At 35.1% G+C, this 22,692-nt stretch carries 20 protein-coding genes; 6 read left to right on the plus strand and 14 right to left on the minus strand.

Translation table 11 applies throughout. The features are described 5' to 3' along the window. Positions 1-148: 148 nt before the first annotated feature. From CN326_RS08185 to CN326_RS08205, 5 genes are all read right to left on the minus strand, one after another. On the minus strand, positions 149-712 hold the full coding sequence (locus CN326_RS08185; protein WP_253628657.1) for a PCYCGC domain-containing protein: 564 nt from the start codon (positions 710-712) through the stop codon (positions 149-151). Between the two features lie 58 nt (positions 713-770). Continuing rightward, positions 771-1,862 (minus strand): GerAB/ArcD/ProY family transporter, encoded by a 1,092-nt coding sequence (locus tag CN326_RS08190; protein ID WP_098308137.1) that lies wholly within the window; start codon positions 1,860-1,862, stop codon positions 771-773. 13 nt (positions 1,863-1,875) lie between these two features. Next, on the minus strand, positions 1,876-2,958 hold the full coding sequence (locus CN326_RS08195) for a Ger(x)C family spore germination protein (protein WP_098308139.1): 1,083 nt from the start codon (positions 2,956-2,958) through the stop codon (positions 1,876-1,878). Beyond that, on the minus strand, positions 2,955-4,481 hold the full coding sequence (locus CN326_RS08200) for a spore germination protein (protein ID WP_098308141.1): 1,527 nt from the start codon (positions 4,479-4,481) through the stop codon (positions 2,955-2,957). The genes CN326_RS08195 and CN326_RS08200 overlap by 4 nt, the downstream gene beginning before the upstream one ends. A 264-nt stretch (positions 4,482-4,745) precedes the next feature. After that, positions 4,746-5,369 (minus strand): hypothetical protein, encoded by a 624-nt coding sequence (locus CN326_RS08205; RefSeq protein ID WP_098308143.1) that lies wholly within the window; start codon positions 5,367-5,369, stop codon positions 4,746-4,748. 183 nt (positions 5,370-5,552) lie between these two features. Between CN326_RS08205 and CN326_RS08210 the strand changes: the two genes are divergently transcribed. The 3 genes from CN326_RS08210 to CN326_RS08220 all read left to right on the plus strand — a co-directional run bounded on the left by CN326_RS08210 (position 5,553) and on the right by CN326_RS08220 (position 8,369). After that, positions 5,553-6,239, plus strand: a complete 687-nt coding sequence (locus CN326_RS08210; RefSeq protein ID WP_098308284.1) for a response regulator transcription factor — start codon at positions 5,553-5,555, stop codon at positions 6,237-6,239. Next, positions 6,226-7,635, plus strand: a complete 1,410-nt coding sequence (locus tag CN326_RS08215) for a sensor histidine kinase (protein ID WP_098308145.1) — start codon at positions 6,226-6,228, stop codon at positions 7,633-7,635. The genes CN326_RS08210 and CN326_RS08215 overlap by 14 nt, the downstream gene beginning before the upstream one ends. 173 nt (positions 7,636-7,808) lie before the next feature. Further along, a complete protein-coding gene (locus tag CN326_RS08220) occupies positions 7,809-8,369 on the plus strand; it encodes a nitroreductase family protein (protein WP_098308147.1) in 561 nt (186 codons plus the stop codon). A gap of 42 nt (positions 8,370-8,411) precedes the next feature. On the opposite strand, the gene CN326_RS08225 is transcribed toward CN326_RS08220, so the two are convergent. Beyond that, complete coding sequence (locus CN326_RS08225; protein ID WP_098308149.1) at positions 8,412-8,753, minus strand: DUF952 domain-containing protein; 342 nt, start codon at positions 8,751-8,753, stop codon at positions 8,412-8,414. Positions 8,754-8,919: 166 nt separating this feature from the next. Here CN326_RS08225 and CN326_RS08230 point away from each other — a divergent pair, with 166 nt between their 5' ends. Next, complete coding sequence (locus CN326_RS08230) at positions 8,920-10,335, plus strand: SpoVR family protein (protein WP_098308151.1); 1,416 nt, start codon at positions 8,920-8,922, stop codon at positions 10,333-10,335. Between the two features lie 60 nt (positions 10,336-10,395). Here CN326_RS08230 and CN326_RS08235 read toward each other — a convergent pair whose 3' ends face one another. After that, positions 10,396-11,598, minus strand: a complete 1,203-nt coding sequence (locus CN326_RS08235) for a macrolide family glycosyltransferase (protein ID WP_098308153.1) — start codon at positions 11,596-11,598, stop codon at positions 10,396-10,398. A 483-nt stretch (positions 11,599-12,081) separates the two neighbouring features. On the opposite strand from CN326_RS08235, the gene CN326_RS08240 reads away from it, so the two are divergent. Continuing rightward, complete coding sequence (locus CN326_RS08240) at positions 12,082-12,816, plus strand: MerR family transcriptional regulator (protein ID WP_098308155.1); 735 nt, start codon at positions 12,082-12,084, stop codon at positions 12,814-12,816. 314 nt (positions 12,817-13,130) lie between these two features. Here the strand turns inward: CN326_RS08240 and CN326_RS08245 are convergent, their stop codons facing one another. The 7 genes from CN326_RS08245 to CN326_RS08275 all read right to left on the minus strand — a co-directional run bounded on the left by CN326_RS08245 (position 13,131) and on the right by CN326_RS08275 (position 20,676). Then, positions 13,131-13,625 carry a CcdC family protein gene (locus CN326_RS08245; RefSeq protein WP_301287646.1) on the minus strand — a complete coding sequence of 165 codons (495 nt, stop codon included), beginning with the start codon at positions 13,623-13,625 and terminating at the stop codon, positions 13,131-13,133. Positions 13,626-13,638: 13 nt separating this feature from the next. Continuing rightward, a complete protein-coding gene (locus CN326_RS08250; RefSeq protein ID WP_098308157.1) occupies positions 13,639-14,037 on the minus strand; it encodes a DUF2871 domain-containing protein in 399 nt (132 codons plus the stop codon). A 61-nt stretch (positions 14,038-14,098) separates the two neighbouring features. Further along, a complete protein-coding gene (locus tag CN326_RS08255) occupies positions 14,099-14,467 on the minus strand; it encodes an HsmA family protein (protein WP_098308159.1) in 369 nt (122 codons plus the stop codon). Positions 14,468-14,703: 236 nt separating this feature from the next. Then, complete coding sequence (locus CN326_RS08260; protein ID WP_098308161.1) at positions 14,704-15,417, minus strand: ABC transporter ATP-binding protein; 714 nt, start codon at positions 15,415-15,417, stop codon at positions 14,704-14,706. After that, complete coding sequence (locus CN326_RS08265; RefSeq protein WP_098308163.1) at positions 15,417-16,490, minus strand: ABC transporter permease; 1,074 nt, start codon at positions 16,488-16,490, stop codon at positions 15,417-15,419. The genes CN326_RS08260 and CN326_RS08265 overlap by 1 nt, the downstream gene beginning before the upstream one ends. 244 nt (positions 16,491-16,734) lie before the next feature. After that, a complete protein-coding gene (locus CN326_RS08270) occupies positions 16,735-18,129 on the minus strand; it encodes a sensor histidine kinase (RefSeq protein ID WP_098308165.1) in 1,395 nt (464 codons plus the stop codon). A 327-nt stretch (positions 18,130-18,456) separates the two neighbouring features. Next, a complete protein-coding gene (locus tag CN326_RS08275; RefSeq protein ID WP_255258107.1) occupies positions 18,457-20,676 on the minus strand; it encodes an MMPL family transporter in 2,220 nt (739 codons plus the stop codon). 247 nt (positions 20,677-20,923) lie between these two features. Here CN326_RS08275 and cdr point away from each other — a divergent pair, with 247 nt between their 5' ends. Further along, complete coding sequence (gene cdr / locus CN326_RS08280; RefSeq protein ID WP_098308167.1) at positions 20,924-22,591, plus strand: CoA-disulfide reductase; 1,668 nt, start codon at positions 20,924-20,926, stop codon at positions 22,589-22,591. The last annotated feature ends 101 nt before the right edge of the window (positions 22,592-22,692 follow it).

The raw sequence follows: 22,692 nt of genomic DNA on the forward strand, positions 1-22,692 counted from the left end.
CGTTTCTCTCTGCATCTTGAGGTGGGGGTCTTACTGCCCGTTAATGCGGGATAAAAAAACGAGGGATTATCTCCCTCGCTTTTTTATTTCGTTCAAATTTAATACATTATAAAGTAAATCATAAAAGCCTGATTGGCGGATAGCGCCTTTATGATTTTGGCATTGGAGTAGGTGTTGGTTTTGCATATCCTTCTTTATACTTGTTATCTATATAGTTTCGAATTTCAAGTGGTGATTTACCTTTTTCTTGTAACCTTGCCGCGTCTAATGCAATCTGTAGACAATTTACACAAGTTGTTGCATGAGAATCCCAAACAACTTGACCATCCTTTTTGATTTCACGAATGAAACAGTTTTTATTACTTTTATGTCCGGCACTCTCACCACACCCGCAGTAACATGGAATCCATTGTAGTAACTCGGCGTGTTGTGCTGCCACAGCGTAAACCTGTTTTATTTGCGCATCATGTTCAGATAAAAAAGAAGGGAGCGTATCGATTCCTTTTGTTGTTTCAGCGATATCCCTTTGTTCTGGATGATGTTCATGTGATGAAGTGGAGGAACTTGTTTCTTTTGCTGGTTGTTTATGTTCATGTGATGAAGTGGAAGAACTTGTTTCTTTTGCTGACTGTTTATCTTCAGTATTCGTGCAGCCTATCATTGTAAAGGCAAGTATTCCTGTCATGCTGCATAATAAAAGCGGCTTTTTCATCAACATTTCTCCTTTATTTTAATTTTACTAAAATTGTAACAGATTCCCTAATTATTTCCTACGAGGTAGCTTTATTTTTCCACCGATAACAAAAATAGTGCCAAACAAAAAGGACAGGTATATAAACATATATTAAATACAGTCCAATTTTAGAAGTATAAGTATTTAATGTGTTGATGGATTCACGATTCATAAAAAATAAGGAGCTAATATAAATGATTCCAATAAATATTGGAAAAGCAACCTTTAATGGTAGCTGAAAAGAACGGTGTGCAGCTTGGCAAGAAGCCCATATTGTTAAGCAAAGATTTGGTAAAATGATGAGAAACCAAAGGAAGATAATCACGTATTCAAATCGCTGAATAAAAGGGATTTTAATGATTTTGAACATCGTTAATGTCCCCCATACTGTATGCTGCAGCAGGCCTTCACTGAAATAAACAAATGATAGCAAGGCTACAAACACATATAGCAAGGTTGTAAAAAAAATACTAAAATGTGCCCATCGCTTTACGCCTTTTCCTTTTTCAATAAGTGGATAAAACATGAGTAATGCTTCAAATCCTAGAAATTCTAACGAAGCCTGCTTTGCTGACAGCATAATATCGGAAAAAGAGTGAGTGAAAACAGGTAAAATATTGCGGAAATGAGCGTATTTAAGTGGGAAAACGAAAAAAGCAAGTATTACAAGAGGCAAGATAACGCCCCCAAAGCACATACCTGTTATAGAGCGAAATCCTCCACTTAAAGTGTAGTACACGACGAATAAAATAATAAGCCCGACTTGCCATAATTTTATAGTAGGAAATACCCATACTTGAACAACTTCAATATATGTTCGGAAGATAGTAAGACAAGATAGTCCGTAATATAGCATAAAGAATATTGTAAAGACTTTACCTAGCCATTTTCCGAAGCATGTAGTATGAATGTTAATTAAATCATTATCTTTTTCAAGCATTTTAAGCATACAAAATAAAACGAAATGTGTAATGACTCCCATGATGATAATAGAAATCCAAGCATCATAGCCAGCATGTTTAATAAGAATACGCTGAAAGCCTAAAATTCCTACTCCTATTTGAAGAGAGTGAATTAAAAAAAACGTAAAATAAGGAGAAACTGTAAATTCTTTGCTATGTAGATTCATTTTTTTCTCCTCCTCATTCTCCGATTCCAGATTGTACAATGTTGACTTTTGCTTTTACAGAAACATCTATAGATGGATACATGTTTGAAAGTTGTTTCATATTCCACTTTCTAGAGTGACTTCTAATTTGATCACGAACTCCAAGTGGATCTATATTTTTATTTTGAAATTGACTGATGAGTACCGTTAAATGCTTCTCAATATGTTCTTGTAATTGTGCTTCAATATAAGAAATATTTTTAGGATTCTCCAAATTAATCCAGTTAGGGGAATCTTTAATTAAACCATTTAGTTTCACTTTAATTTCTACTTTAGGTGAAGAATTGTTATCTGTAATATGATAGGTGTTATTTCCCGATAAGCTGTGAATGACAGCAACACCTTTGTTTTTTCCTCTTTGTATATCCACCTCGTATCGTCCATTTTTAATTGAATTCATAATTAATTTGATTAAAAATGAGTCTTCATTATTCGCATACATCATAATTTTATCTTTTTTTAAAAATGCAAGGCCTTGAAGAGAAGCAGAATCTTCACCATCTATTCGGATATAGGGAAGAAACGGATCACATCCAAATGAGAAATAATTATATAGAAAAACGTGTAAATTTGTTGTCGGTATACTTTCGTTTGCAACATTTTGATCAATTAGTTCTGATAAATATAGAGATCCGTTTTTTACTGTATGTTTTAGTAATCGTTCTGCTGTGCCATCTACAATTGCAATTTGTACATCTCGTCCAATATTCGGATCGCGTTGCAAATTTCCAATTATATTTGAAATTCCCTGTTTACTTAAACTTGATCCAAATACAATCATTCGTGTTTGACCTACTACTATCTTGTGAGGAGATTTGGCAGCTAAATTAGCTGCTACTACTTCTCCTGAGCGTCCGATTGATGATAATGTTTTTGGGGTTTTATTTTTTCCAAGATTGTAAACAGGGTATATAATAGTTCCTTTAATTTTTTTATCTGCAGTGAGATCAAATCCAGCAGTATGAACAATTCGCATTTCATCTACAATTTGTGATTGTGCACAACTAGAAAGAAAAAATAGTAAGCATATAAGGAATGGAAAGAAAAAGTATCTCATGTTTTGTCACCATTATGTTTTGTTTTCGCTTTCTTCGGACTAAAGCGCCAGTTTGAAATTGGTCGGAGGTGAGAAGGGCGCTTTGCTGACATACTGAACGGATAGCGGACAAATGCTTCCGATGAACCAATACCCCTAAATGGATAAAGTGGTAATAAGTAAGGTGAACCAAGTGATTTTAAACGAATTAAGTGAGCCAAAATAAGAGTAAAACCAATTATTAAACCGAGACCACCCATCATACCAGCTAATATAATAAGTGGAAATCGTAGGATACGAATCGTGTTAGACATTTTAATTGTTGGTGTTGTAAAAGCAGCGAGTGCTGATAGAGAAACGGCAATGAGTAAAATTGTACTTGTCAAAGCAGCCTCCACTGTTGCTTGCCCGATGACAATACCACCGACAATACCAAGCGTTTGTCCAACCTTTGTCGGTAAGCGTGCTCCCGCTTCTCGTAATAATTCAATCGTAATTTCTAAAAAAAGAACTTCTAATACAGGCGGAAAAGGGACATTTGCTCTAGAGAAAATAATAGGGCCTACTAGATCTGTTGGAATCATTTGATAATGATATGTTAAAACAGCTGTATAAATCGCTGAAGAAAAAATAGAGAATAAAGCTCCGAAAAATCGAATAAAACGAAAAAATGATCCAATAATCCACGGTAAATAATAATCTTCTGGTGAAACAAAGAAGTCAAATAAATTTGTTGGGCCAGCCAAAATATAAGGAGAACCATTTGTTACAATGATTACTTGCCCAGCTATTAATGCGTACATAGCGCGATCTAAGCGCTCTGTGGATAACAGAAGCGGAAAGAGTGAATTACTATTATCACTAATGAGTTGTTCAACTAATGTTGCGTCAAATGGAACATCAAAATCAATATCTTGTAACCGTTGCATTACAGTGTTGACATGTTGTTTATTTGTAATCCCGTCGAGGTAACCAACAGCAAGCTGTGTTTTTGATATAGACCCAACTGTAACTTCTTTAAAGATAAGATTTTCTGTTACAACTCCTTTTCTCAATAAATGAAGATTGACATCGAGACTTTCAACAAATCCAACTTTCGGTCCAATAACACTATATTCATTTTCAGTATCATTATATATACGGCTGCCTGGAACTGTACTTTCGGCACGAATTAGAGCATAATTATCCTTTTGTGAGGAATTTTGAAGCTGTATTAATATAAATCCACCTAATAATTTTTCACGAATCTCCTCTATAGAAGGAGATAAGATAATTTCTTCAATTGGGATAATGTTAGGTAAATCTTCTATTTTTTCAATGTTTGCTAGCCGTCTTTTTATAGGAGAAAGAATATAATGTTTTAGTACAACTTCTTCTGATACTGATTTGATATAAAATATACATAAATTACCATCATCTGTTATGTTGAAATGCAGAAAATCCATAGATTGTTTCATCTTTTCGAGAAATTCTGGTATGGAACAATTATTTTTTTCGTTCACTTGTTGTTTCGCTTCTTTTTGTCCGAACTGTAAACGAAACATATGGTTCACCTCTTTTCGGTGTTTAAAGTGCTTTTGTTATTTTTGGGGGAAAAATGAAAAATTATACGAGAAGATATATGAAAAGTAGGTTGGAATATTCGAGGTGTTTCTATATTAATAGTAGAGGGAATTTTATTGCTGGAAGTCTTGCTTTTGGGGGCGAAGATATGCACTTGGCATGTGAGAACAATGACTATTAAATCGTTGTTTTATGTAAATAAGGAAGAAGCGAATTTGCTTCTTCCTTATTTATGTTTATTTTGCTTATTCCGCTTTCAAGGATGCTTTTAATTTTTTCATTTCTGTTTTAATATCTTCTTTTTTTACATTTAATTTTTCAGCAATTTGTTTTACATTCATACCGTCTTTTTTCATTTTTAATACATCATTTAATGGTGTGCCGCTTTTTTGTGAAATAATGTTCAGTACAGCAAGGTGGAATAAAGATACTTCATAGTCGCGCATTGTTTGTTTCACTTGATCTGGAGTAGATTTTTGCATCTCTGCTACTTTTTGTAACAGTTTTTCTTCCATTTCTTTACTCATATGATGTTTATGAAATTTATGAAGCTTCTTTGGATCAACGCCAAAGTGCTGCGCAGTTTCTTTCCATGTATGCTTTTGCTTATAGTACTCTAATACAGCATTAATATCTTTGCCACTTAACTTTGCAATGCGTGCCGCTTTCCAAATCTCATGTTTTTTATATCCTTTTTCAGTTAATGATTTGTATTGTTCTTCAGAAATGAGCTTGTGGTGTTTCGCTACTTGTTTCGTTTCTTGTTTTGTTTCTGGTTGCGAGCTATCGGTAGAAGCGTATGCCGTTAGTGATGTTGCTCCGCATAATAATGATAACGCTAACATTCCTGTTACTAGCTTTTTCTTCATGTTTCATCACTCCTATAAGTAGTAAACTGCTTGCGTTATATAGCTTATCCAAAAAGTATGACAAAACTATGAACAAATTATGTTTTTATATGTAAGAAAGAAAAGAGAAATAGAAAGTTGTTTCCATATGATAAGAGTTTTAAAATGGAGAAAAAGAGTTCAATGAATGGAGAAGATGCTGCGATGCATGTATTAATTGTAGAGGATAATGAGAGCGTGTGTTCAATGCTTGAAATGTTTTTTATGAAAGAAGAATTTCAAGCAACATTTGTCGCAGATGGTTTAGAAGCATATTCATTGTTTCAAAAGAAAGATTGGGATTTGCTTATTGTAGATTGGATGATTCCGGGCATGGATGGTATAAAACTGTGTCAAAAAATAAGAGAAAGCAGTGATGTTCCTATCATCATGTTAACGGCAAAAGATAGCGAAGCCGATCAAGTACTAGGATTAGAAATTGGGGCAGACGATTATGTTACGAAGCCGTTTAGTCCGCTTACGTTAATCGCAAGGATGAAGGCGGTTGTACGCCGTTTATCAAAAAAACAGATGAAAAATGAAATAAATCATTTTCATATTAATGAAGAAACAAGAGAAGTATTTTTAGACGGTGAGAAAGTGAAAAATTTAACGCCAAAAGAATTTGAGTTGCTCGTTTTCTTCACGAAGCACCCGCGCCAAGTATTTCGTCGTGAACAGCTCTTAGAACGCATTTGGGGATATCAATTTTACGGAGACGAACGAACGGTGGATGTACATATTAAGCGGCTTCGTAAAAAAATTAGCACTGACTCGCATATGTGGATTCATACGGTTTGGGGCGTTGGTTATAAATTTGATGAAGTGGTAGCTGGCTGTGAAAAGGGTTAAGTATTTTTATAAGCTATTATTTAGTTACATTTTTATTTTACTTGTTGCATTTATTCTATTAAGTGTCATGTTTTTAAGTTTAGCTGAAAATCTTGCTTACGAGACAAAGGTAGACGAGCTTACTTCTTACGGAACTAAAATTATTGATGAGCTTGAGAAAAAGGAAATGAATGTTCATGTTGTGAAATTGAAACATTTTTCTAGTCTATTACATGCACGTGACACGAAGTTTTTCATCTTTAATGAAAAGGGAGAAATTACGCAATCACCAGTTCATGTAAAGAAAAATCCATTGTTAAGCGAGGCAGAATGGAAGAAAATTCAACATGGCGAAACATTGCAAATAAAACGAGACGTGAAAAGGTTTGAACAACCTGTATCAATTGTTGCGATTCCGTATATGAGAAATGGTGAACTGCAAGGCGGGGTAATGTTAACAGCTCCCATTCACAGCACACTTCAAATTGTGACAGAATTAAATCGATATTTGTTAATTGCAGCAGGTGTTACATTTCTAATTGTACTAGTGGTCAGTATCTTTTTCTCCCGCTCTTTAGTAAAACGGGTGCAGCGTCTTCGCCAGGCGACCGCAATGATTTCAAAAGGTCAGTATGATGTGCATATTCCTATTGGACAATACGATGAAATCGGTTTGCTTGGAAATGATTTTAATAATATGGCGCAGCAGCTTCATAAAGCACAGAAGGAAATCAATCGTTTAGAAAAGCGAAAGCGTCAATTTATTGCTGATGTTTCACATGAATTAAAAACACCCCTTACGACAATCAATGGTTTAGTAGAAGGAATGAAAAATGACCTCATTCCGGAGGAGAAAAAGCAGCGCTGCTTTGAGATGATGGAACAAGAAACGAAGCGACTCATTCGCCTTGTCAATGAAACATTAGACTACGAAAAGATCCTTTCTAATGAAATCATACTTCAAAAAGAAGAGATTGAAGTAAAAGAAGTTTTTGAAGTAATCAGTGAACAATTAGAACTGCAAGCAGAGGAAAAAGAAAATACAATTGGAATTGATGTCCCCGCTAGTTTATTTGTTTATGCTGACTATGATCGGCTGCTGCAAATTTTGCTGAACATCACAAAAAATAGCCTGCAATTTACCGAAAATGGAACAATTATGTTGCGAGGAAAAGAAGAAGGGCAAATGACAATTATTGAAATTGAAGATACTGGTATTGGAATGGGACGAGAAGAGGTATCGGCAATGTGGTCGCGTTTTTATAAAGCTGATACATCTAGAACAAATAGTTATGGTGAATTTGGATTAGGGTTATCGATTGTAAAAGAACTTGTGAAACTGCATAATGGAATGATTGAAGTAAAGAGTGAACAAAGTAAAGGAACAACGTTTATCATACGTTTCCCTAGGTCATGAAAATCGTCTTACATAAAGTAAGGCGATTTTTTGTTTTACTGCAATGGTCACATTGTGTTTTTTGATATTAAATATTGATTTATATGAGGAAACTAGATTATAATTGAAATTGATAATCTTTATCATTTATTAACGTATACATATAGATATAAGATGATGAAGGAGAGGAACAGATGACAACTTATACGTCTATTGCAAATGTAATAAAAGAAAGAAGATCTATTCGTACCTTTACAAATAAAGTAGTAGAAAAAGCATTATTAATTGAACTATTAAATAATGCAACATGGGCACCGAATCATCAGCACCGCGAGCCGTGGAAATGTAAATTATTTTTGGGGGATGGCCGTAAAAAGTTTGTAGACGCTGTTTTAAACTCTTTTTCACCAGAAGAAAGAGAAAAACGCGGAAAAATGTTAACGGAACGTTTTATGAGTACACCAGCTCAAATTGTTGTCTATATGGATGAAGACCCACGCCAAGCGCAGCGTGATGAAGATTACGCTGCTGTATGTGCATTTATGCAAAATTTCCAGCTCCTAGCTTGGGAACAGCAATTAGGCGTTGTTTGGAAAACAGGCGGACTTATTTATAATCCTGCTTTCATGAAAGCAATTGGTTTAACGAAAGGACAACGAATTGTTGGTATTTTACATGTTGGGTATTTTGATAAGGCGCCAGAAGGCAAAGAGCGTACACCAATTACGGAGAAGTTAGAGATTATTGAAGGATAAAGAAAGAAGGATGCTTATTAACATATAAGCATCCTTTTTTTATTATGCAAGTTCTGCTGGAAGGGTGAACGTTCCATCTTTATGTTGATTTAATATATGAATGTTTGTGATTGCACTCGTATGTATAACACCGTAAACATGTGGATAACGTTCACCATTTGCAGCTAATTCGTATTTCATTTCTGCTTGTACACGCTCTAGATCAATTGTTAAAAATACAATAGAAGGTTCTGTTGCAAAATGTTTGTGAGCAACTTGTAATGATTGATTGAGAAATGAGCAGTGAATGAACCCCTCTTTCTGTAAAGAAGTTTCGATAATTACTCCTTTTTCTTTCGCAATTTCCCATGCTTGCAGTGTCATCACTTTTATGATTGTATTCATAAGATTATCCCCTTTGTAATGAATGTTCTCTAAAGGAAATTTTACATGTTTTGCAAGATAATCGCATTTAAAAGACAAAATAAATTGAGGTAATTTCTTTAATTTTCATGAAAGCTTGTTTTCCTTCATACACTTTTATAAGGGAATGTGTAAGGAGGGGACAGAGATGAGAAGTAGTGAGGACAAAGCATTACAATATGCAATTGCAGAAATTACGGAAATTGCGACAGGATTTGGGTTAGATTTTTATCCGATGCGCTATGAAATTTGTCCAGCTGATATTATTTATACATTTGGTGCATATGGCATGCCAACGCGCTTTTCACATTGGAGCTTTGGAAAGCAATTTTATAAGATGAAACTTCACTATGATTTAGGACTTAGTAAAATATATGAGCTCGTTATTAACTCCGATCCATGTTATGCTTTTTTGCTCGATACAAATTCATTGATTCAAAATAAGCTTATTGTCGCTCATGTATTGGCGCATTGTGATTTCTTTAAAAACAATATTCGATTTTCTAACACTAAACGCGATATGGTTGAAAGTATGGCAGCAACTGCAGATCGAGTTAAAAATTATGAGCATAAATACGGAAAAAAAGAAGTAGAAACTTTTTTAGATGCAGTGCTAGCCATTCAAGAGCACATTGATCCTTCTCTTATGAGACCGAAGCTTGCGTGGAGTGCGGATGATCAAGAAGAGGAAGAAGTAAAGAAGGCTGTCACGCCGTACGATGATTTATGGAATTTAGAGAATCGAAATAAGAAACGAGAATTATCTAATGTGCGGAAGAAAAGAAAAATTCCGCCGCAACCAGAAAAAGATTTACTTCTGTTTATTGAGCAATATAGCCGCGAATTAGAAGAGTGGCAGCGTGATATTTTAACGATGATGCGTGAGGAAATGCTGTATTTTTGGCCGCAGCTTGAAACGAAAATCATGAACGAAGGCTGGGCTTCGTATTGGCATCAACGTATCCTTCGCGAAATGGACTTAAGCTCGGATGAAGCAATTGAATTCGCAAAGTTAAATGCAGGTGTTGTCCAGCCATCGAAGACGAGTATTAACCCGTACTATCTTGGCATTAAAATGTTTGAAGATATTGAAGAACGCTACAATAATCCGACAGAAGAAATGATACGCCGAGGCGCAAAACCAAACTCAGGAAGAGAAAAAATCTTTGAAGTGCGCGAAATTGAATGGGACGTATCATTCCTGCGAAATTACTTAAACAAAGAACTTGTTATGCGGGAAGATATGTACTTATTCCAGCGGCAAGGGAAGGATTATAAAGTCGTCGATAAAGATTGGGAAAATGTTCGTGATCAGTTAGTAAATATGAGAACAAATGGCGGCTTTCCATATTTAATGGTAGAAGACGGAGATCATTTAAAGAACGGAGAATTATACATTAAGCATTATTATGAGGGAATTGAACTTGATTTAAAATATTTAGAGAAAGTATTGCCGTACATTTATCAGTTATGGGGAAGAACGGTGCATATGGAGTCGACTGTGGAGAATAAAAATGTTGTATTTTCTTATGATGGGAAGATGGTGCATCGGAAGTATGTGTGAGAACCGCTGGGGAACCAGCGGCTTTTTATTATTGGCAGTGTAGGAGAAAAATATTTATATTTAGATATCATATTTACTTTTAAATTCAAAAATCTCATCAACAGCTTGGTGATACCCGCCCGATTTTTGAAAGGATTCACTAATGTTGCCAACAGCCTTTAGGAAAGACGGATTGTGTAATACTTGGTCCGCAGTTTCACGGAGTTGGTCAGCGCTCAGACTGTGCATACTTAAATTGATACCTGCTCCGATATTAGCAACTCTTTGAGCAACAAAAGGCTGATCCGCGCTTTGTGGGATTACAATTAGCGGAACCTCGTAATAGAGACCTTCATGAGTACTGTTCATTCCACCATGTGTGATAAATAATGTAGAGTGTTTTAGTACTTCGGTTTGTGGAACATAATTTTTTACAATGAAGTTTTTAGGAGTATCCCCTAAATCAGATATTTGAACTTTTTTCCCAATAGACATGACAACGGTATGATCAGTGTTCCCAAATGCCTTAAAACAAAGCTTATAGAAATCAATTGCTTGATTAAAGACAGTACCCAGTGAAATATAAATTGGGCTTTTTCCCTTGATTGTAGTAAGGTCGAAGTTTTCTTGCGTTAATCGTGAAGAGATGGATGGACCTACAAATTTGTATGTTTCGTCAAATGTTTCTCCAAAAGGTTGAAATTCTCTAGTTGTATAAACGATTGTAAGTGGTGCAGGGTTACAAAAAACTTCATAAGGAGAAGTGATTTCAACACCATATTTTTCTTTAATTTTTGTTGTTAGGTTTTGAAAATCACTATTTATCCTTTTCGCAATTTCTGTTGGGATATTTTGCGAAAGGTGTTCTAACATTCTTTCAAATGATATTTCAGTCTGAGCAAAAGATGTACACGAATTAATTGAGGGAATCTTTAGAATTTGAGAAAGTAAACGTCCGCAACCAAACATAGAATCGTGAATGATGTAATCAAAATGTTCTCCCTGAATCTGTTCAAGAACGCTAGGTATAATGATATCCGCCGTATGTAAAAGACCATTGATTCTTTCGGATAAATAATTTCTTCCACCTGAGATAAAGGCTTTTATAAATTTTTGGTCATCAAATGTTCGTACAGTAGCTCCTGTTTTCTCGACACGCTCCCGAAAAGCTTCTATTGTGAAGTACACTACCTCTTCTCCGCGTGCAATAAGCTCTTGTACAACACCAATGGTTGGATTGAAATGCCCTTCTGATCCACCATTAATAAATAAAACACGTGCCATTATAATCACTCCTTAGGTAAAATGTTCTCTAAATTGTGTAATAGTACGGATCACTGTCCTACATTATTGTTCAACTCAATTACAAGTATCAGAATACGATAGTTGTGTGTCCTCTATGTGACCTAACGTATGTTAAAAAATAAATTTCACATAACTAATCACTTCATTTTTTTACTTTAAACGTTGTTTCTTTCTTTTCTACATGATCCACGAGGTGCAAATCGATTATTCTTTTAACAACTGCCAATCTAAGCCCATAGCTTTCGGTTGTTCTTGTTATTTGAAAACTAATAAAGTAATGTTTTTTTCAGTCGCCAATAGTCCTGAATTTGGATGTGATTCTTAAATAGGAAGGCATCTTTTTTTATGAAAACTTTTATTAATATAAACAACAAAAAAGTTTTAAAAAGAGACTTGAACCTAACACGATGTCAGGTTGTATAGTAATTTTACCGGTGAAATTACTTCGTACGAAATGAGGGGTTGATTCTGAATAAAAAAACTTGGAAAGTTGGAGAATTAGCTAAACAAACTGGACTTACGGTACGGATGCTCCATCATTACGACAAGATGGGATTGTTTTCTCCTTCGGAATCCTCTGATAAGGGACATAGGATTTACACTGAAACAGATATTGCCAAGTTACAACAAATCATGTCACTTAAGCAGTTAGGTTTTGGTTTAGGTCAGATTAAAGAAATGATAGAAGATCCAAATTTAAATCCAGTCGAAGTTATAAAAGTACAGCTAGATAGTGTAAAAGAGTACATTCGAATACAAGAACAGTTGTGCAGTCGGTTGGAAAGAATATACGAGTTGCTTAACAGTCAACAAAAAGTGAGCGCAGAACAATTTATAAATTTAATTGAGGTGATAAATATGAGTAAAGAAAACTATTTTACCAAAGAGCAACAAGATAAAATGTTCAAACAAATGGGACTAGAGGAAAGAAGACAATGTGTAAGTGAATGGGCTGAAATAACTGCAAAAATACGAATGGAATATGAGAAAGGAACACCATCCGAAAACCTAGACGTAACACAATTAGCAAAACAATGGAACGAACTCCTCAATAAGTTGACTTTTAGGGATCCTGAAATCTCCAAAGCAGCTGAACGTTATTATAAAGAAAATCCTGAAGTAGGAAAGAAATTAGGAATAGATAAGATTGATAAACAGCTTTCTGACTACATTAAGGATGCTATATCACACAGTTAAATTCATCTTTATTATCACAGAAAAAGTCGTAAGCATTTGTATAGCTACGGCTTTTTCTTTTTGCCTAGTCAAACGGGATTATTGAATAATCTCTTAGACTTGAAAAACTTTATTTGGGGGCATTTACTATTGTATTTATCAATATTTAAGCAACTTTAAAGAGCAATACTACAACTCGTAAGTAGTATTACTCTTGGTTTTTCACATCGGAAGTGTGTGTAAAGGTCGCTAGGGAAGCCAAACACTATAGAAAATAAATAACGTGAGCCCGGTATAATACCGGACTCACGTTATTTATAGATGCGCTTTTTTAATTAAACACTCTTACTTACAAAATCCATTTCCTTCTGCAATTTCATAAATGAACGATACATTCCAACTCTCCAAGATGCGATCATCGCAAAAGCAAGTAAGAAGAACATACCGCTTAATTGTCCTAAGTCAATTGATTGACTTAAATATTCTTTCATACCGATGCGGACAGCAAGTAAACCGACTAAAATAACTATAAATGCTTTAGAAGGTATTAAATAGATGTCTTTTCCGCGTATTTCAAATTTTGATGTTTTAATAAGAAAAATAGAGAAAAATAAACCAACGATCACTGCTTCCCAAATTTCTGATGTTGTTAATCGGAATTCTGGTAAGATGTACATGCATGCTCCCGTACTCATAAAAATCGGTGGGAGTACAATTTTTTTTAATGATACAGGTTTCTTTGCTGATTTTAAGCGAATAATCATCATTCCAATAGCCATGCAAAGAGCAACAATACTCATTACAACAGCTAAGTTTATATTTAAGTTCATATTTTACCTCCTGTTATCCCTTGTATGATTTTTTCAATAAAATCATAAACCAAACTAGAGCAATACCAATGATAGTATGAGACGTTCCTGCTATATGACTTAATCCTTTAAAATCAGTTCCATTTATTTGAAGAAGTCCGCGTGCCGCCAATGAACCAACTGTTGAAATCAGTCCTATATTATAAACGATGAACCACGCATTAAAACTTTTTGCTTCATGAAATGCAAATGATTTTGATAATGCAAAGGCAATTAAAAAGAACAAAAATCCAAGAACTAACATATGCGTGTGCAAAAGGTTCAGCAGAGTAGTGCCTTGAATTCCCTGCGCTTTTGCATATTCTCTTGCAAATACACCGGAAAATAAACCGATAACTAAGTAGACAAAAGATGCATTATATAACTTTTTCATAATAACCCCCTAAGGTAGTAATAGCAATGTTTATTTCTGGGAATAGAGCTGTATTTAGAAGCTATCTTGTCATTCCGTATATGAGGCCAGAAATATATGGGATTAACCAAATGAACCATACGATAACGCTTAGTGTGTGGAATGTTGTCATCATTTTTTTATCTTTTCTTATTAACACAATCGTTGCCCAAACAGCATGAAATAGCATAAGTAAAATTGCTGATAAGCCTGTTATTCCGTGAAAGCTGAGGAGAGATCCTGCTGAAGCCATTTTCTCCATTAATGTAGTTCCGAGCGTATCACATACTAATCCAAGCCAAAAAATAATGACATGCCAAGGTTTTAATGTTTTTTGAAATTTTTCACTCCATACTCCAATTGTATAAAAAATGAGTGCAGCTGTAATACATGTAATAGCAGATGCTAACACGTTCATCATTCCTTTCTAACAGTCATTTGCTTTATATAAAGCATGTTACATGAGAATTATGAATAGAATATGAACGCAATATTACATATGAAATTTGTCTAATTATTATATTAAAATTACGTTATGTTGTAAATGAAAATGAAAGTATGCTTTAAATGAAAGAAAACTTTCTTATTCCCAAGTCAGATAGGGAATAAGAAAGTTTTTTTAAGATTACTTTTATTGGACTTTTGCTCTTAAATTTCGTTTTCGCGTAGTAATTTTCCATCTCGAAGTGTTAAAATTCGATCACATACATCAAGCATTTTTTCATCGTGTGTAATCATAATTGCTGCTTTTTTGTTTTTCTTAACTTCATGCTTCATTAATTCAACTACTTCTCTAGCACGTTTTGAATCAAGACTAGCAGTAGGTTCATCGGCTAAAATTAAGTCTGGATTATTCATAAAAGCACGAGCGATGGCTACACGTTGTTTTTCACCGCCTGAAAGTTGATTTGGATAATGATTCATTCGATGTGATAATCCAAATGTTTTCAGTAATTCAGTTGCAAGCTTGTCAGCTTCTTTTTTATTTTCTCCCTTTAACTTAGCGATATATAAAAGTTGTTCCTTAACCGATAAGAAAGGTACGAGATTTGCAAATTGGAATATAAAACCAATTTTTTCTAGACGAATACTTGTCATCTCTTTTTCTGATAAATTTGTTACGTTTTGCTCAGAAATATAAATGTTTCCTTTTGAAGGAGAGAGAAGTGCACCAGCAATGGAAAGCAATGTACTTTTCCCTGAACCTGATGGACCAACAATACCGATGAATTCACCCTCTTTTACATCTAATGTAATTGGATGAAGGGCAGTTACTTCTGTATCTCCTTCGCCATATACTTTACTTACTTGTTCAAGCTTTAATAATGACGCTGGGTTATCCCATTTCACTTCTGTTACCATTACATTCCACCTCCGATTGCTTCTAGTGCATCTACTTTCAATACTTGATATAGAGAAATTAGTGTACCGAATATACTAATTACGATAAAGATACCTGAATATTGTAAGATTGTTGTTGTTGTTAATAAGAATGGCATGCCAGCTGGTAAAACAGTCTCTATTGCCAAGATTAAGCCAATGCCGATTACAAGAGCGACACCAGATAAGAAGATAGATTGTACAACTAAATTACCTGCTAAATATGAGTTTTTTGTTCCGATTGCTTTTAATACGCCTAATTGGTGTGTTTTTTGTAAAGTAATAACATAGAAGAAAACACCGATTAATAATGCTGAAATTACAAGTAAAAACGCAATAATCATTGTTAATGTTCCTTGTTCTTCTTTATAACCTGGAATACCTTGTAGTACTTCTTTTTTATCAACGATTTTTACATTATCTGTATTATCGATTTTTTTATCAGTATTTAGAGCGATTATACTGTAATCTTTTTCATTTGGCATTGCAATGCTGCTCCATACATTTTCATTCATATGAACAACAGGTGTATGGCTAAACATTTGATTTTCTGTAAATCCAACAACTTTGAAAGTTTTCTTAGAAATAGGATCTACTAGCTCATCTCCAAGCTTTATACCTTTTTCTTTGATGGATTCATCAGCAACGATTTCATTGTCTGCTAAAGCACTGTTTTTCCCTTCAATCACTTTTGGGGCAATGAATGAATCTTGTTTACTTGCAAAAATAGCAGCATCAACTTTTTTTGAACTTCCTTCTTTTTCAAATGTCGTCATTTTAAGATGCATTGGAACCGCATCTTTTTCATCAACTTGTGCTAATACTTTATCTACGTCGTCTTGCTTAATTTGAGAGCGTAATAATTTACCCTCGGCATCACTTGATACTACAAACTTGTCTGCTTTCATTTCGATAATGGAAGAGGCATTATCATGAGATAAACCATTTGCTAAACCTGATATGATAAGTACAAGAAATGATAAAAGTATCATAATTGTACCGATTAATCCGTATCGTAATTTTGATTGTTTTAATTCTTTAAGTGCTAAAAACATTACGTTCATTCCTCCTTGTTTCGTTCTATGCTCTTATCATAAAGAGGAAATATGAACGGAATATGAACAAAATATTACAAAAGCAGAGTCTCCCGTTTATCCCGCTATTCGCGGGCGGTAAGACCTCCACCTCAAGATTAAGAGAAAACGAAGAAGATAGGTGGGGAATAACTGCCCGTAAAAGCCCGATTGGTTCAACTAACTATTAGTGGGGATGAAAAAAACTCCCACTGATGGGAGTTTTTTATATAGATTCTTCTTTTGGTTTCGGAAGATAAATGGAAAAGGTCGTTCCTTTTCCAAGTTCACTATCAACAGTTATTGCTCCGCCATGAAGGTCAACGACTTTTTTTACAATAGAAAGACCTAATCCGCTTCCATTTACATTTCTGTTTCGCGCAGTATCGACTTTATGAAAACGATCAAATATTTTTTTTATTTCATTCTCCGGTATACCAATACCCATATCAGTAATCGAAATACGCCACTCTGTTTCCAGTTCTTCTGCTTCAAATGAAATTGTTCCGCCGCTTTCTGTAAATTTGATGCTGTTGGTAAACAAGTTGGTCCATACTTGATGAAGCAAGTTTTCATCTCCGTAAATTTGTATGCTAGGAACATCCATTTCAACTGCAAGTTCTTTTGTTCGCCATTCCCACTCAAGCATAAAAATAATATCTTTTATTTGTTTCCCTAAATCAAAAGGTTGCTTACATAAAGTAAGATCTTCTTTATCAAGCGATGCTAACATTAATAATTGTTTACATAAACTGGACATGCGTCGACTTTCGGATTCAATGATTTCTAAGTAATGTGTCTGCTCAGATTTCGTTAAATCATTTGTTTGTAATGTTTTGGAAAATCCTTGGATAGATGATAATGGTGACTGAAATTCATGCGAAACATTCGAAACAAATTCTTGTCGCATCTGCTCTGAATTTCGTAATCTTTTGGCCATTCTCCGAAAGCTAGTTGCAAGTGTGCCAATTTCATCGCGCCGATTTTCTGGCAGTGCTAAATCATAGTTCCCACTTGCAATTTCTTTTGTCGCGCCTGTAAATCTTTGAATAGGGCGAACGACAAAGCGGGTAGCTATCGCGATACAAATCAGGCTGATTATAATAGTTAATCCTAATAAAACAGCATAGAAAATACGTAATTCTCCAAATTGCTGTTGAATATCTGGGCGAATAAATAGCGCATACACTTTACCGTTATTTTCAACAGGAATTCCTATACTATTCGAAAGTGTATTGTCAAAAAAGCCGGTAGCAAATAAATGATTTGGATATGTTAAAATCCCATTGTATATATTTCCGTTTAATACATGTTCAATCGTCTCTTCGCTAACATTCATTTTCTTGAAATCATCACCGTATCGCTTACCTTGTTTTTTATCGTCTACTAAGTAAATTTCAAAGCCAAGGCTAGAAATAGATTGTAAATAATCATCTTTATTAAGTTCTGTATTTTTTTCATATAAATGCTTTACTTCTTCTGCATACTTTAAAATTTTCTCACTGTTATATGGTTTTAAATACACATGATAATATACATTTGTAAGTAAAAATGCTACAACACTACTAATTAACATAATAAAAATCGATATAATGACAAATCTTGAATATAATGATCGCATAGTATTTCACCTCTAATTCATTTTTCTATCCCGCATTAACGGGCAGTAAGACCCCCACCTCAAGATTGAGAGAGAAGCAAAGAAGATAGGTGGGGNNGAAGTTTCACTTTATCTTTGGACAGTAAGACTTCCACCTTGAAATTTTGAAAAAATAAAGAAGAGAAGTGGGGAGGAAGAAAAAACTGACGGAGTTCTACGTTTGTAGAATAAGAAATGTTTATGAACAGAAGATGAACACGTTATTACAATTGCGAATAAAACGAAAAGTGTGCTGTCAGCAAATTTGATAGCACACTTTTCACTTTATTTAAACGATGAACCATTAGTTTATTTCAAATCTGTTGGAATTGAAGAAATTTGCTTGGAACGGTTTGGCTTGAAAAAAATTAGAATCGAAGGGAGCAGCATACCACGAACAAGGAATGTATCAATTAAAATCCCCATTGTCATCGTCAAACCGAACAGAAAGAGTTCCTGAAGTGGTTGCGTAATGAGTACGCCGAATGTAGCTGCGAGTATAATACCTGCTGATGAAATGACGCCCCCTGTTAAAGCAACCCCGCGTGCCACAGCTTCTTTCCATTCATGTTTTTGTGCCTCTTCTTTGATTCGGGATACGAGCATAATATTATAGTCCACCCCTAATGCAATGAGAAATACAAAGGTGTAGACCGGTAGACGATAGCTAATCGAGTCATAACCTAAAATATAATGAAAGATCATCCAACCTAGTCCTAGCGTTGCTGAATAAGAAAGTAACATTGTTATCATCATTGTGAACGCGATAATGATAGATCGTGATTGATATGTCAGCATAATGAGAATGAAAAGGGAAATGAGCGAGAACGTCACGATCGTATCTTTTTGATTTAAAGCTTGCACATCTAATTGCTGTGCTGTTTGCCCGCTATAATGCAAGGAATACTGCTCTGAATCGAAGCCACTTTTCGTTAACAAGTCCTTACTATTGTCTCGGAGCGTACTTATTGTATTTAAAGCTGCTTTATCGTATGGGTTGTCTTGCAAGGTCAATTGCAGTCTGATGGCATGCTTTTCTTCTGATAAGAAATTTTTTGGCAAATTCGAATTTGGTGCGGATAATCCTGAAGTGATTTCAGGTGTAACGGTATTTACCCCATCTAGTTCTTTGATTGAGTTTGATAATGAAGCTAATTTTTCAACAAATGGTTGGTCTAATGCAATTTCTTTATCTGATTTCAAAATGACAGTCACAGGTGCTAATTGTCCTGGTGGAAAGTTTTCCTCTAAGATTTCAAAACCTTGCCGCGATGAAATGTCATTTGGAAATGACTTCATTAAATTAAATGAATATTTCATAGATCCAACGTTCAGTGAAGCAAGAATGAGCATAATTAACAGTATACTTGCTGTGATGGAAGGCTTTTTCTTTACAAAAGTGCCTACATTTGTCCAGAAGCCGCTTAACTTTTCTTCTTTTTCGGCTACTTTTGGAATGAAAGGCCAAAATGCTTTTCGACCTACTAGTGCAAATAGAGCGGGAATGAGTGTGATGCCTCCAAGAAGAATGAACACCATGGCAACTGAAAATACTGGGGAAAAGTTATGATATGCATTAAAAACAGCAAAGAACAATGTAAGCATCGCAACCAGCACCGTTCCGCCGCTGAATAAAATAGGTTCCATTACTTGCGTTAATGCAGCTTGCATCGCATCGTACTTCGAACTCGTCTTTTTTAGCTCTTCTTTATAACGAGCTAAGATGAATAAACAATAATCTGTCAAAACAGCAAAGAGCAGAATCATCATAATGGAAAGAGCTTGTTTTTCAACGATGAACCATCCATTTTGTCCTGCTAATCCTAAAATGCGATCGACTACTTCATATACGATACCAGCAATGATTAATGGAATGACAGCGAGCAATGGGGAGCGATAAATGATGATTAATATAATGAGAATTAATCCGATTGTTGCAAACATTAATACGAAGTCAGCGTTTTTGAACAGCGTAATCGTATCCGCTGCAATTCCAGCTGGACCTGTAATCTCAAACTGTAAATCTCCTATATCTGTTTGTTTCACATGGTTTCGAATTTGCTCTAATGTCTCATAAATTTGATCCGATTCTAAATCTTTCGTTAGCGCAATATTTAAAAGAATAGTCGTGTTATCTTTGGAAAACATTTTATCTTGTGTGGCTTTGGGGAGTTGGTGGAATGGTAAGGCACTTGCGACATTTTTCGGTTTATCATCTGAGGAAAGCCATTTGCTAATTTCTGAGATTTTTGCACGATCGGCCTCAGTGATTGCGTCTTTTCCATGAAAAACAAGTAGGGCGACTGCTCCATCTTTAGATGGAAATTGTTCGTCTAATATCTTTTGCGCTACAGCAGACGGCGTATCTTCATGTATGCTTCCTTCACCGCTACTTGTTGCGTACTTTTTGGCTGATGGTGCGATGAAACTTAAAACGCCGATAGCAAGAATCCAAGCAATTAAAACTATTTTGGCACCTTTTGGACTACTTATGAAGCGAGCAAGTTTGTGTAAAGGACGATTAATCACATGTATAACCTCCTTTTTTTAATTTCAGGAAAATTTTAGAATAGAAATATGAACAGAATATGAACAGAATATTACAAAAATTATGTCGATAATTAGTTCTTAACTTTATTTCTATTTTGTGAACAAATGGAAATATCGAGATGGAAATATTGCATTAATGTTTTTTTATGTTTATTATATACCTATACGGGTATATGTAATTAAAAAGTGAAAATGATTGAACCATATATGAAGGAGGAAAAGAAGGATGAGTAAAAAAATTCTTGTAGTTGGCGGAGTTGCTGGGGGTGCGTCAGTTGCAGCACGTCTGCGTCGTTTAAGTGAAGATAATGAGATTATTATGTTTGAGCGTGGAGAATATATTTCGTTTGCAAACTGCGGACTGCCCTATTATATTGGCGGAGTCATTCAAGAAAGACAAAAGTTGTTAGTGCAAACAGTTGAAAAAATGTCAAAGCGTTTTAATTTAGATATTCGCATTTTAAGCGAAGTAATAAAAATTAATAAAGAAGAAAAAACAATTGTTGTGAAAAATGTAGTTACAAATGAAACTTACGAAGAATCTTATGATGTTTTAATTCTTTCACCGGGTTCTAAGCCGATGGTTCCGCCAATTCCAGGAATTGAAACAGCGAAAGCATTATTTACATTACGAAATGTACCTGATACAGATCGTATGAAAGGATATATTGATGAAAATAAACCGCGTCATGCGACTGTAATTGGCGGAGGCTTTATCGGCGTTGAAATGGCTGAAAACTTGAGAGAAAGAGGCATTGATGTAACACTTGTTGAAATGAACAATCAAGTAATGCCGCCGATTGATTATGAAATGGCAGCATACGTTCACGAACATATGACAAAGCATGGCGTTCAGCTCATTTTAGAAGATGGGGTAGAGGCATTCGAAGAAGATGGAACAGTTATTCGTCTGAAAAGTGGTACAAAAATTCATACGGATATGATTATTCTTTCTATCGGCGTTCAACCTGAAAGCAGCTTGGCAAAAGATGCAGGACTGGAACTAGGAGTTCGAGGGACAATTAAAGTAAATGAAACATTGCAAACTTCTGATCCGTCTATTTATGCGATTGGAGATGCGATTGAAGTAAAAGATTTTGTGACGGAAACGGAAACAATGATTCCACTTGCTTGGCCGGCAAATCGTCAAGGGCGTCTATTAGCGGATATTGTTCATGGCCGTGCAGAGTCTATATATAAAGGAACGATGGGTACATCCATTGCAAAAGTGTTTGAAATGACAGTAGCTTCAACAGGAGTGAATGAAAAAGTATTACAACGTTTAGAGATACCCTATGAGGTAGTTCACGTACAAGCAAACTCTCATGCGGGGTATTATCCAAATGCGTATCCGATCTTACTAAAGCTCATCTTTAACAAGGAAACAGGAGAAATTTACGGAGCACAAGCTGTAGGCCGCGATGGTGTAGATAAACGCATCGATGTCATTGCAACAGCAATGAAAGCAAAATTAAAGGTTATGGATTTACCTGATTTAGAATTAGCATACGCACCGCCGTATTCTTCTGCTAAAGACCCTGTAAACATGGTGGGGTATGCAGCAAGCAATATGATTGAAGGACTTGTTGATACAGTGCAATGGCATGAAATTGATGACATCGTTGAAAAAGGCGGATATTTAATTGATGTACGAGAACCGCATGAATTAAAACAAGGAATCATAAAAGGATCTGTGAATATTCCATTGGATGAATTGCGCGATCGACTGCATGAAATTCCAACAAATCAAGAAATCTATATTACGTGTCAACTTGGCATGAGAGGTTATGTAGCGGCACGTATTTTAATGGAAAATGGATATGAAGTAAAGAATGTTGATGGTGGTTTTAAATTGTATGCGACAGTTTTGCCAAACCGCGTTGCGCATGAATAACTTAAGCTTGTTTATTATAAGTGATAACTGCCCGTAAAGGCCCGATTGGTTCAACTAACTATCAGTGGGGATGAAGAACGCCCCACTGATAGAAGTTTCAC

The sequence above is a fragment of the Bacillus sp. AFS018417 genome, assembly GCF_002560985.1.
Classification (GTDB): Bacteria; Bacillota; Bacilli; order Bacillales; family Bacillaceae_G; genus Bacillus_A; species Bacillus_A rhizoplanae.